Below are 12,758 nucleotides of genomic sequence, written 5' to 3'. Positions count from 1 at the left end.
ATGCCTAATAAGCAATATCGTGTTGATCGATTAGCTCAGGAAATCCAACGTGAAGTTGACGATATTCTCTTAAAGCGGGTTCGTGATCCTCGCGTACAAGGAGTAACCATTACTGGTGTAGATGTTACTGGTGATCTTCAACAAGCAACAATCTATTACAGTATCTTGTCTGATAAAGCTTCTGATATGGAAAAAGTTCAAGCTGGTTTGGATAAAGCAACTGGTTTAATTCGGAGTGAATTAGGTGCACGGTTGAACATTTTCAAAACACCTGAAATTAAATTTGAACGAGATAAATCAATTGCCTATGGAAGTCGGATTGATCAGCTGATCAATAAGCTTCACCAGCAAGAACAAGATAAGTAATTAAGGATGAACGAGCTGGGAGCTATCTCTTAGTTCGTTTTTTTATGGAGAGAATTATATGGATGGAATTATTCCCTTGTACAAAGAACGTGGAATGACAAGCTTTGATTGTGTCAGTCGGTTGCGGCGGATATTAAAGACCAAGAAGATTGGTCATTCAGGGACGTTGGATCCCTCTGTTGATGGTGTTTTGCCGATTTGTGTTGGTAATGCGACTAAAGTGGTAGAATACTTGATGCAGTCGGGCAAAGAATATCAGGGAGAACTAGTAATCGGGAAAGCGACAACGACTGAAGACTTTGATGGTGAAGTGATTGAAACTAAGCCAGTCGAAGAAGCAATTAGTAGTGAACTAATTAAGAGAGCAATGCAGAAAATGACGGGAGAAATCATTCAGATTCCACCAATGTATTCTGCCGTCAAGGTGAATGGTAAGCGTCTTTATGAGTATGCCCGTGCTGGTGAAACCGTGGAACGACCGCGACGGAAAGCGTTGATTAGTAGTTTTGTTATGTGTCGAAACGAATATGATTTAGAACATCAAGAACAACACGTTTATTTTAAGGTAAAGTGTAGTAAAGGAACTTACATTAGGACACTTGTCGCCGATTTAGCGCGCTCGCTTGGCTATCCTGGTGCGATGAAGTGGCTAACCCGGCTTGAAAGTGGTGGTTTTACGCTTGACCAGACTCTGAGCTTAAATGATATTCAAGATGCAGTAGCTCATCAAACAATTAATCGTCATCTTTACCCAATTGATTATGCCCTGAAAGACTATCCAGCAGTAGAATTAACTCCAGTACAATGGCAGTCTGTTCAGCATGGTGGCTGGCTTAAGGAGGATGAGTTGCAGACAGTAGCAAATGAAGTGGTCCTGAAATATGACGGTTCGACTAAGGCGCTATACCACTTAACGGCTCAGGGATATAAGCCAACAAAGATGTTCTCTGTAAAGTAAAGGAGGAAGGACAAGTGGAAGTAGTAAGAATCCACCACCCGTTGCAAAAGGAGTTAGTGCTTACAGGTCCGGTAGTACTCGCAATGGGCTTCTTCGATGGTGTCCATCGTGGTCACCAACAAGTGATTAATACTGCTAAAAAGATTGCTGAACAGGAGGACCTCCCGTTAGCAGTTTTAACTTATGATCATGCGCCCGGAATCGTTTATCAACAATATCCAGGTGGTTTTAAATACCTGTCAACAACACCACGAAAGCTGGATCTTTTAAAACAATTAGGAGTAGATCTGGTATATTTGGTTAGCTTTACTTCTTCATTTGCGAGTCTCTCGCCACAAGAATTTGTTGATCAGTATTTAATTGGTTTTCACGCCAAAACAGTGGTGGCGGGGTTTGATCATACTTATGGTAAAGCTGCGGTGGCAACGATGGCGCGTTTACCGGAGTACGCTAACAGCCGATTTAACGTAATCACGGTTCCAAAGTTTACCGGTAATGGTAACCACAAGATTGGTTCGCGGGTTATTCGTAAAGCGATTGATCAAGGGAATGTTGAATTGGCTAACCAGATGCTAGGTTATTATTACACGACAACGGGGATCGTTGTCCATGGCTTAGCACGGGGGCGCACACTAGGCTTTCCAACAATTAACGTTGAAACTCCTGAAAGTGAACGTCTTCCCGGTATTGGCGTATACACTGTTCAAGTGCAAATTGGTCAAGAATGGTATGGTGGAATGGCGAGCGTTGGTCATAACATTACTTTTGGTGATCAAAATAAACTTACTGTTGAAATATACCTTTTTGACTTTGATCAGTTGGTATACGGCGAAGAAGTTAGAGTTCGGTGGTTTTATTATCAACGTGGTGAAATGAAATTTAATGGCGCTGATGAGCTTGTTGACCAGATGAAGCAGGATGAACAATTAGCTCGTCAGAATTTACAAAAAATAGCCCCTAGTATAAAGTGGCTAATTTAGATTTTACAATTGAGTTTGGTGAGGTTAGGCACTGCTAATTATGAAAAAGGCCGGAAAAACATTTTGTTTTTCCAGCCTTTTTACCTTATTAATGACGACTTGCCTGATGATTGGCTGATTGACTAATTTTATGAACGTGTCGCTTAAACTTCATACCGCCGTCCGTGACTAACTTGAAGTGACGCATTTTAGCGTTGAATGGACGGTTTGATAATCGTATTGAAACCCAACGACGCATGATCTCTATCATTTCATCAAGCTCTTTACTAAGGCGATCGTTATTGGCCTTCATTACAGCATCATGAATGTCAGTTTGTAATCGATTAATCAAATTATTATGATAGTCAAGCAACTCCCTTGTTGGTGGGGCATTGCGGTAACTATTGAAGAGCTTCTGAATAATTCGCATAGCATCTTCGGGACCACTTGGCTGAATAAATCGTTGCTTCTTATGTTTCATTGAAAAACTCCTAGATTTTATTTGACGTTTCTTGACTTTTACTATTCAGATTGTTATATTATACATGTGTTTAGCACTTAACCCTATAGAGTGCTAAAAGGGGAAGTGATACAAATGCTAACACAGCGTCAAAACAAGATCCTGCAAGCGATTGTACGTCAATATACCGCAACAGGTCAACCTGTCGGGTCAAAACACCTGGCAGAAAAATTACCTTTTAAGGTAAGTTCTGCTACGGTTCGAAATGAAATGGGTGTTCTTGAAGAAGTTGGTTTTGTTACCAAAGAGCATTCATCTTCAGGACGGGTACCTTCTAAAAAGGGTTACCGTTATTATGTTGACCATTTGCTTGATCCAGAGGTTATTACTGACAACGATTTAGTAGTAATCCAAAATTCACTAGGAACAAGTTTTCAAAAGATTGATGAGATCATTTCGCACTCAGCTGATATTTTATCTGATCTTACTTCCTATACAGCCTTTACACTAAAGCCTGAGCAAGCTGATGTTCGGTTGAGCGGATTTCGGGTTGTTCCGTTAGGTAATCGAAAGGTGATCGCAATTTTAGTTACTGATAGCGGTGATGTCGAAAGTCAGGCATTTACGTTACCACGAAATTACGATACAGATGCTCTTCAAGCGGTTATTCGGATGATTAATGACCAGCTGGTGGGGCAGCCATTAGCTAACGTGATGAAGCGCCTGAATGATGATATTCCGCTTCGGGTGATGCACTACATGCAAAGTGCAGATGGCTTTTTGGATCTTTTTGATAGTGTCGTGTCAAGGGCAGCACGTGAGCAATTCTTTGTTGGCGGCCGGCTAAATCTCTTAGATTTCTCAGAAAAGCATGATTCGGTTGACTTACAGACACTGTATAGTTTGCTTGACCATAACGATCAGTTATCGAATTTGTTAGATTCAAATGTTTCTGACGATGGAGTAAACGTTAAGATTGGTTCTGAGATTTCAAAAGATAGGGCCTTGGATAACTATAGTTTGATCACGGCAACCTATGATGTTGACCAATATGGTAAGGGCATTATTGCAGTACTAGGCCCAACGAGGATGCCTTATTCACGGACGATTGGTTTAGTGAATGCATTTCGTCAGGAGCTAGCAAAACGACTTTTAAACTTTTACCGTCATTACTACGATTCATAGGAGGCGAGTCGATTGGCAGAAGACAAAGCTGCAAAGCAAACAGGTAAAGAAGCAAAGCACCAAAGTCAGGGTGCTGCTTCTGAAAAGAACGACCAGTTTGATGCTAAAAAGTTACAAACTCAAGTGACAAAATTAGAAAGTCAAGTTAAAGATTTGCAACAGCAATTAGATGATAAGGACGATAAGTATTTGCGGGCTGAAGCAGAAATACAGAATATGACTACCCACTTTAAGAAAGAGCGTGCTCAATTACTGAAGTATGATGGTCAAGACTTAGCCAAGTCCGTTTTACCTGTTCTGGATAACCTTAAGCGAGCACTGACGATTGAAGTTCACGACGAAAATGGTCAGCAGTTAAAGAAGGGGATCCAAATGGTTCATGACCACCTAATCAATGCATTAAAGGACCACGGAATTACGGAGATTGATGCAGACGGCAAGCCGTTTGATCCGACCCTTCACCAGGCAGTACAAACAGTGCCGGTGGAAGGTGATCAGAAGGCCGAAACAGTGGTAAAAGTACTGCAGGCTGGTTATCAATTAAAGGATCGGGTTCTTCGTCCTGCAATGGTTGTAGTTGCACAATAAAAATAAGAGAGGGAATAAACAATGGCAAGTAACAAGATTATTGGTATTGATTTAGGTACTACAAACTCCGCCGTTGCCGTTATGGAAGGTAACGAGCCAAAGATTATTACAAATCCAGAAGGGAGTCGGACAACTCCATCTGTTGTTTCATTTAAGAATGGTGAAACTCAAGTTGGTGAAGTAGCAAAGCGTCAAGCAATTACTAACCCTAATACTATTTCATCAATTAAGAGTCATATGGGTGAAGCCGGATATACCGTTGAAGTTGACGGCAAGAAGTATACCCCACAAGAAATTTCTGCAATGATTCTTCAATACTTGAAGAAGTACGCTGAAGATTATATTGGTGATACAGTTAGCCAAGCAGTTATTACTGTTCCTGCATACTTTAATGATGCTCAACGTCAAGCTACTAAGGATGCTGGTAAGATTGCCGGATTAGATGTTAAGCGGATTATTAACGAACCAACTGCCTCATCACTTGCTTATGGTCTTGATAAGAAAGACAAGGATGAAAAGATCCTTGTTTATGACCTTGGTGGTGGGACTTTCGATGTTTCCATTCTTGAATTAGGTGACGGTGTCTTCCAAGTCCTTTCAACTAATGGTGATACTCACCTTGGTGGGGATGACTTTGATAAGAAGATCATGGATTGGTTAATCGATGGCTTTAAGGAAGAAAATGACGTGGACTTGTCTAAGGATAAGATGGCGCTTCAACGGTTAAAGGACGCTGCAGAAAAGGCTAAGAAGGACTTATCTGGTGTTCAAGAAGCCCAAATCAGTTTGCCATTCATTTCTGCTGGTGAAAATGGTCCGCTACACCTTGAAAAGACATTGAGCCGGGCACAATTCAACCAATTAACTAATGATTTGGTTGAACGGACTAAGCAACCAGTTATGAATGCATTGAAGGATGCCGATTTAAGCTTTGATGATATTGATGAAGTAATTCTTAATGGTGGTTCTACTCGTATTCCAGCTGTTCAAGAAATGGTTAAGGAATTAACTGGTAAGGAACCTAACCACTCCATCAACCCAGACGAAGCGGTTGCCCTTGGTGCTGCTATCCAGGGTGGTGTCCTTACTGGTGATGTTAAGGATGTTGTTTTACTTGATGTTACGCCACTTTCACTTGGGATTGAAACCATGGGTGGGGTATTCACTAAGTTAATCGACCGGAATACCACCATTCCAACATCCAAGAGCCAAATCTTCTCAACTGCTGCTGATAATCAATCTGCTGTTGATATCCACGTACTTCAAGGTGAACGGCCAATGGCAGCTGATAACAAGACTTTAGGGAACTTCCAACTTACCGACATTCCAGCTGCTCCTCGTGGTGTTCCTCAAATTAAGGTTACTTTTGATATTGACAAGAACGGGATTGTTAACGTTTCTGCTGAAGACCAAGGAACTCATAAGAAGCAAAACATCACCATTAAGTCTAACTCTGGCTTAAGTGATGAGGAAATTGAGCGAATGAAGAAGGACGCTGAAGAACACGCAGCAGCTGATAAGAAGAAGAAGGAAGAGGTTGACTTGAAGAACGAAGTTGACCAAGAACTCTTCCAAGTAGATAAGACCTTGAAGGAAGTTAAGGGTAAGGTTCCTGAAGAAGACATCAAGAAGGCCGAAAGTGCTCGTGACGACTTGAAGAAGGCTAAGGAAAGCGGCAACTTAGACGATATGAAGACTAAGAAAGACGCATTAAATAAGGTTATCCAAGATCTTAGCGTAAAGCTTTATCAACAAGCCCAAGGTGCTCAAGGCGGTCAAGCTGGTAATGCCGGTAACAATGGCACTAACGGAAACAATAATAATTCTGGTTCCGATGATGGCAAGACCGTTGATGGTGACTTTAAGGATGTTACTCCAGATGACAAGAAGTAATTCTATCAGCCGTTAATAAACAATTGTTAAAAGCCAAAGGCCGGAGGAAAGGACTTTGGCTTTTACTTTCGTTTGTCATGTATGGTATAACTAAACAAGCAATATAAATGGAGGATCCGTATGGCAGAAGAAAGTTACTACGACATCCTAGGTGTAAAAAAGGATGCTTCTGAAAAGGAAATTAATCGGGCTTACCGGAAGCTTGCAGCAAAATACCACCCGGATATTAATCATGAACCTGGTGCTGAGGAGAAGTTTAAGAAGATTAATGAAGCACATGAAGTACTGAGTGATCCACAAAAGCGTGCTCAGTATGATCAGTTTGGTTCGGCAGGGCCAAATGCAGGAGCTGGTCAAGGATTTGGTGGCTTTGGCGGTCAACAAGGCTATGGTGATTTTGCTGGTGGCGATTTTGGTGATATTTTTAGTCAATTCTTTGGTGGTGGCGGTCGTCGTCAAGCTGATCCGACTGCACCACGCCAGGGTCGTGATTTGCAATATTCAATGACATTAGACTTTATGGACGCTGTTTTTGGCAAGACCACAACAATCAAGTATGAACGGGATGCTCAATGTGACGTCTGCAAAGGGAGTGGCGCTAAACCTGGAAAGTCTCCCGAAACGTGTTCACGCTGTCATGGTAGTGGAGTCATTCTTACCGTACGGCGGACACCCCTTGGTAATATTCAAACTCAAACTACCTGTCCTGAATGTAATGGGACTGGTAAGATTATTAAGCCGGAAGATCGGTGTACTAAATGCCATGGCTCTGGGCATATTCATGAGCGACATGAATTAGAAGTTAAGGTTCCTGCGGGAATCGACGATGGTCAGCAAATGCGGTTAGAACACCAGGGTGATGCTGGTGAAAATGGCGGTCCTTATGGGGATCTTTACATTGTTTTCCGTGTAACGCCAAGTCGGGAATTCCGCCGTGATGGTTCAACAATTTATGTTGATCAAGACATTTCATTTGCTCAAGCCGCATTAGGTGATGAAGTGAAAGTTAAGACTGTTCATGGTGATGTTAATCTTAAGATTCCTGCTGGTACTCAATCTGAGACAAACTTCCGTCTTCGGGGCAAGGGTGTTCCTCACTTGAACGGTAATGGTAACGGGGATGAACATGTTACTGTTCATGTTCATACACCAAAGAGTCTTAATAAGCGCCAAAAAGAGGCAATGATGGCTTTCGCTGCTGCTAGTGGTGAAGATGTCAAAGGAGTTAAGAAAACCGTCCTTGACAAGCTTCGGGATGCATTTGAAGATAAGTAAAGAATTAAATTAAGCTAGTAATCTCCGATCATGAAAAGCGGAATTGCTGGCTTATTCTATTTCTTTTAGTATTGTTGAATGCTGATTTGATTAGCTTTTCAAGCGTGGATAGTCTTTGGTATACTAGTATTAGTATTTACAAGTTTAGAAAGTAGTGAACTAATTCATGACAATGAATCTTGATGAAATGAAAGAACGGCAAAAACGGATTCGTAACTTTTCAATTGTGGCCCATATTGATCACGGGAAATCGACCCTTGCCGACCGTATCTTGGAAATGACAGATTCAATTAGTAAGCGGGAGATGAAGGATCAGGTCCTTGATGATATGCCATTAGAGCGTGAACGGGGGATTACCATCAAGTTAAATGCAGTCGCCCTAACTTATCATGCTAAAGATGGCCAAGATTATATTTTTCACCTGATTGATACCCCGGGTCACGTTGACTTTTCATATGAGGTTTCTCGATCATTGGCTGCCTGTGAAGGAGCAGTGTTAGTCGTTGATGCTACTCAGGGAGTGGAAGCACAAACTTTAGCGAATGTTTACCTGGCATTGGATAATGATTTGGAAATTTTACCGGTAATTAACAAAATTGATCTGCCATCTGCGGATCCTGAAGGAACAAAGAAGCAAATTGAAGATGAAATCGGCCTTGATACAGATGATGCACTAGACGTTAGTGCAAAGACTGGGCTAGGAGTTGATCAAGTCCTAGAAGAAATTGTGAAGAAGGTTCCGGCATCAACTGGGGATCTAACAGCTCCATTAAAGGCGTTGATTTTTGACTCGAAATATGATGATTACCGCGGAGTAGTTCTTAGTGTTCGGGTATTTGAAGGAACCGTAAAAAAGGGTGATAAGATTCGGCTAATGAATAGTGGTACCGAGTATGAAGTTGCTGAAGTCGGGATTAACTCGCCTAAGCCATTAGCGCGAGATGTCCTGATGGCCGGTGATGTTGGTTATATTACTGCTGCAATTAAGGATATTAAAGATACCCGGGTTGGTGATACCGTTACGGATGCTAATAATCCGACCGCTAAACCGTTAGAAGGTTATCGGCAAATGACCCCAATGGTTTATGCTGGTTTATACCCAACCGATAATGCCAAGTTTAACGATTTACGGGATGCCTTAGAAAAATTGCAGTTGAATGATGCGGCATTGACTTTTGAACCTGAATCATCACAAGCATTGGGTTTTGGGTTCCGTTGTGGTTTCTTAGGCTTGTTGCACATGGATGTAATTCAAGAGCGGCTTGAACGAGAATTTAACCTTGATTTAATCACTACAGCGCCATCTGTTACTTACCATGTTGACTTGGCAGACGGAACCACGAAAGAAGTCGAAAACCCGGCTGAAATGCCAGATGCTTCATCGATTAAGGACATTAAGGAACCTTATGTTAAAGCTTCAATCATGGTTCCCAATGATTATGTTGGACCGGTAATGGAGCTTTGTCAGCGAAAACGGGGAATTTTTGAAACTATGGAATACTTAAGTGATACGCGGGTAAACGTAATCTATCATATTCCATTGTCAGAAATCATCTTCGACTTCTTTGATAAGCTGAAGAGTTCAACTCGTGGTTATGCTTCTCTTGATTATGAGATCGACGACTATAAGCCAAGTAAGTTAGTCAAGATTGACATCCTGCTAAATGGCGATAAGGTTGATGCATTAAGTTTCATTGCCCATAAAGACTTTGCAGCAGAACGAGGTCGTGACATTACCTCTAAGCTTAAGAAGATTATTCCACGGCAAAACTTTGAGATCCCAATTCAGGCAGCAATCGGTTCAAAAATTATTGCCAGAACTAATATTAAGGCTTATCGGAAAGATGTTACTGCACGAATCCATACGGGGGATCCCGATCGGCGAGCTAAGCTTCTTGAAAAGCAGAAGCGCGGAAAGAAGCGGATGAAAGCTGTTGGTAAAGTTGACATTCCTCAAGAGGCGTTTATGGCGGTTCTAAAGACCGATGAAGAAGTTGACGAAAAGTAAATTACTATCAATATAATAAAAGGTTCAGAGTTCGTTTATTTGAACTCTGAACCTTATTTCGTTTATTGTTAATGATTAGCGAGCTTCCGCATTCCAGGCAATGAAGACATAACAATGAAGCTGAGAATATAAAGTGCTGATAAGAAGCCCATTGTTACTCCTAATGAGTAGTGGTCCATTAGCAATCCAATAACTACTGATGAAAATCCACCAATTGCTCGACCGACATTCATAATGATACTGTTGGCAGTAGAACGAATGGCAGTTGGGTAAAGTTGACTGATAACTGCACCATAACCACCAAACATTCCATTAGAGAAGAAGCCGATTAGCGCGCCGGCAAGAATGAGGGCAATTGAGCTTTGGACCATGAGGATGGTAAACATTACCGTGGCAGAACCAAGAAGGAAGATCCCAAAAGCCCAACGTGGACCCCAATTATCCATTACTGTCCCAAAGACCATCATTCCGATGCTCATTCCAACAATGGTAGCGATCATCCAAATTGATGATCCCGAAACGGACAGTCCTTGCTGCTTTTGGACAATGGATGGGAGCCAGTTCATTAGACCAAAGTATCCCGCAATTTGAACAATTGTCATTACCATTAAGCCAAGGGTTTGTAAGGCTAATCGTGGTGTAGCAAAGAGACGACTAACAGAAATCTTTTGATGATTGGCAATTGTCTTTTGGTGAGCGACAATAAATTCTTGACTTTCGTGAACGTGGCGCCGAATAAAGAAAGTTAAGATTACTGGAATAATACCTAAAAGGAAAAGTGCGTTCCACCCAAAATGAGGGATGATGTAAGCGGCCATTATAGCAGCAAAAATTGCACCAACTTGACCACCGATAGCCGCGACAGAAGTCAATCGACCAATAAGATGGGGCTCAAAGTTCTCGGCAATTAGCGCAATCCCTACACCGTACTCACCACCAGCGCCAATTCCGGCAAGAAAACGGCAAAGGTAAATTGCTGGTAATGAGTGGGCGAAGAACATTGCGGCCGTTGCCAAGGCAAAAATAAAGATCGTGTAAGTAAATGTTTTTACACGACCGATTCGATCACCGACAAGACCGAATATCGCACCACCCGCTAACATTCCAAGGTTAGTAATAGAACCAATCCATCCAGCAGCCGTACTTGAAATATGTAGGCTAGCGATAATTGGTGCAAGGGCAAATGACAAAAACATAATATCCATGTTTTCTAATGAAAATCCGGATGCAGTAGATGCTAGGACCCATTTCTGGTTTTTAGTCATTGCTTGGCCGACATGATTACTTGTCTGTTCCATATTTAATTCCTCCAAAATGATGCTCACTGACATCGATTATTTTGCTTTAGGATTATTAATCCCTGTTTGACAACGTATTATACACGCCTTAACTTAAAATGCAATTAAAAGTTTAACGATTGAGTTGAAAAGGTGGTGTATAATATGAAATATTGATTCGAGGGGGTTATGGAATGAAGAAAAACATTTGGCGCCAGGTTAGAGATGTTCTTTCCCTTATTATCGCTGCAATTTTACTGTATTACATTGTGACCTTTTTAGACAGTCTGATTAAATAAAAATTGAGGATCGCGATAACATGACACACCGTGATCCCCAAGTAGAAGTATTTAGCGAAAGTGATTGCAGAATCACCTTCTTTTACATTATAACAATATTTTTGACAGTTGTTATATAATATAGGTATTATTTACGATAAAATTAATTTTCACCTAATTTTTGTTTTATTACTAATAAGTGCTGATTGCGATTGCCTTAATCGGTAAATTAAAAGTGCTATAATAAAATTAACAATGAGGATCGGGAGGAATATTTTAGTATGACTACAAGAACCTTTACTGCTGAAGAACTTGCAAAATACAATGGCCAAGATGGCGCCCCAGCTTATGTCGCAATTGATGGAATGGTTTATGACGTCAGTAATGTTCCGGCTTGGCGTAACGGTAAGCATCATGGCAACTTAGCAGGTCATGATGTTAGCGCTGCAATTCAACGCTCACTTCATATGAAGCAGGTTCTTGAAGATTTGCCAGTTGTTGGTAAATTTACCGGTGATCCTGAAGTTTAATTTTCTTTAGGCTAAATCATTTAAAATAGAACAACCTAAGATTGCCCTCGTCTTGAGTTAATCTTAGGTTGCTTTTTTACTATAGTGGATTTTAAGCTAATTTCAGGTAATCCCTTAAGTATTTTGCGAGACCATTATGTTCATTATCAATTGGGGTAACGTCGTCCGCAATGGCTTTGATTTCGGGAATTGCATTATTCATTGCAACACCACGACCAGCTGCAGCAATCATTTCTTGATCGTTTTTCTCGTCGCCAAAAGCGATAATATGGGTACGGTCAATTCCGTACTGCTTAGCAACATAGAACATTCCTGATTCCTTATGGGTTCCGCGATGAATTAGTTCAAGGATATTATACGGGCCGCCCCATACCCGAGGTTCAACAAAGTTACCGTATTTTTCGTTGACTGCACGGATGATTTTATCTTTACTGGCTGGTTGATATTCAATTGTCATTGCGATGGGATTATCACTGAGATTCCTTTCACTCAGTAGCTGACTGGGCTTAAGGTGGTTGGGAAGAAATTCAGGGACATCCTTAGTTGCCTGGTTTGCCCAGAAATGATCCTTGCTTTCAACGGTAATGGTATCAATTCCCAATTCTTCTTTATGTGCCAAAAGATCTAGTGCTAGTTCTTTTGTTAATTCGATTTCATACTCTTTATCCCAGTTTTGGTGAGGAATATGAGCTAGAGCACCATTGAAATTAACCATCGGCGTTTGAATCCCAATTTGATCATAAATGTGTTGAGCAATTCGGTAAGGTCGGCCGGTGATAATACTAACAATATGGCCGTCTTTAGCAGCAGCCCGTAGCGTATTAATTGTTTCAGCGGTTAATTTTGATTGATTATTGAGAGTGGTTCCATCCAGATCGATGGCAATTAGGTGTTGATCCATTAAGCGTGTCACTTCCCTTTATTACGAATAATTAACTATTATACCTGGAATTAAGAAAAAGTTAAATGAATTCCAAGAAT

At 41.1% G+C, this 12,758-nt stretch carries 12 protein-coding genes; 9 read left to right on the top strand and 3 right to left on the bottom strand.

Features of this window, described 5'->3' with window-relative positions; all coding sequences use genetic code 11:
• The 3 genes from rbfA to ribF are packed head-to-tail and all read left to right on the top strand — an operon-like array spanning position 1 to position 2,304.
• A complete protein-coding gene (gene rbfA, locus PRK60_RS05190) occupies positions 1-366 on the top strand; it encodes a 30S ribosome-binding factor RbfA (protein WP_003716934.1) in 366 nt (121 codons plus the stop codon).
• 58 nt (positions 367-424) lie between these two features.
• On the top strand, positions 425-1,324 hold the full coding sequence (gene truB / locus PRK60_RS05185; RefSeq protein WP_102168712.1) for a tRNA pseudouridine(55) synthase TruB: 900 nt from the start codon (positions 425-427) through the stop codon (positions 1,322-1,324).
• A gap of 14 nt (positions 1,325-1,338) precedes the next feature.
• On the top strand, positions 1,339-2,304 hold the full coding sequence (ribF, locus tag PRK60_RS05180) for a riboflavin biosynthesis protein RibF (protein WP_273645722.1): 966 nt from the start codon (positions 1,339-1,341) through the stop codon (positions 2,302-2,304).
• Positions 2,305-2,392: 88 nt separating this feature from the next.
• On the opposite strand, the gene PRK60_RS05175 is transcribed toward ribF, so the two are convergent.
• On the bottom strand, positions 2,393-2,764 hold the full coding sequence (locus tag PRK60_RS05175; RefSeq protein WP_148444533.1) for a hypothetical protein: 372 nt from the start codon (positions 2,762-2,764) through the stop codon (positions 2,393-2,395).
• Between the two features lie 114 nt (positions 2,765-2,878).
• Between PRK60_RS05175 and hrcA the strand changes: the two genes are divergently transcribed.
• The 5 genes from hrcA (at position 2,879) to lepA (ending at position 9,692) form a co-directional block, all read left to right on the top strand.
• Positions 2,879-3,928, top strand: coding sequence for a heat-inducible transcriptional repressor HrcA (hrcA, locus tag PRK60_RS05170; RefSeq protein ID WP_102168709.1), 1,050 nt, complete (start codon positions 2,879-2,881; stop codon positions 3,926-3,928).
• Between the two features lie 12 nt (positions 3,929-3,940).
• Positions 3,941-4,516: a nucleotide exchange factor GrpE gene (grpE, locus tag PRK60_RS05165; RefSeq protein WP_273645721.1), complete on the top strand. Its 576-nt coding sequence runs from the start codon at positions 3,941-3,943 to the stop codon at positions 4,514-4,516.
• A gap of 21 nt (positions 4,517-4,537) precedes the next feature.
• Positions 4,538-6,409: a molecular chaperone DnaK gene (gene dnaK, locus PRK60_RS05160; protein ID WP_178696293.1), complete on the top strand. Its 1,872-nt coding sequence runs from the start codon at positions 4,538-4,540 to the stop codon at positions 6,407-6,409.
• 120 nt (positions 6,410-6,529) lie between these two features.
• On the top strand, positions 6,530-7,684 hold the full coding sequence (gene dnaJ, locus PRK60_RS05155; protein ID WP_102168706.1) for a molecular chaperone DnaJ: 1,155 nt from the start codon (positions 6,530-6,532) through the stop codon (positions 7,682-7,684).
• Between the two features lie 172 nt (positions 7,685-7,856).
• Positions 7,857-9,692 (top strand): translation elongation factor 4, encoded by a 1,836-nt coding sequence (gene lepA, locus PRK60_RS05150; protein WP_273646437.1) that lies wholly within the window; start codon positions 7,857-7,859, stop codon positions 9,690-9,692.
• A gap of 68 nt (positions 9,693-9,760) precedes the next feature.
• Here lepA and PRK60_RS05145 read toward each other — a convergent pair whose 3' ends face one another.
• A complete protein-coding gene (locus PRK60_RS05145) occupies positions 9,761-10,990 on the bottom strand; it encodes an MFS transporter (protein ID WP_273645720.1) in 1,230 nt (409 codons plus the stop codon).
• Positions 10,991-11,528: 538 nt separating this feature from the next.
• Here PRK60_RS05145 and PRK60_RS05140 point away from each other — a divergent pair.
• Positions 11,529-11,777, top strand: coding sequence for a cytochrome b5 domain-containing protein (locus PRK60_RS05140; RefSeq protein WP_273645719.1), 249 nt, complete (start codon positions 11,529-11,531; stop codon positions 11,775-11,777).
• 91 nt (positions 11,778-11,868) lie between these two features.
• Here the strand turns inward: PRK60_RS05140 and PRK60_RS05135 are convergent, their stop codons facing one another.
• On the bottom strand, positions 11,869-12,678 hold the full coding sequence (locus PRK60_RS05135; RefSeq protein ID WP_191912726.1) for a Cof-type HAD-IIB family hydrolase: 810 nt from the start codon (positions 12,676-12,678) through the stop codon (positions 11,869-11,871).
• Positions 12,679-12,758 lie beyond the last annotated feature (80 nt).

Source organism: Limosilactobacillus portuensis (genome assembly GCF_028607025.1).
Taxonomy (GTDB): Bacteria; Bacillota; Bacilli; order Lactobacillales; family Lactobacillaceae; genus Limosilactobacillus; species Limosilactobacillus portuensis.
This window is presented reverse-complemented; position numbering and strand designations above follow the sequence as displayed.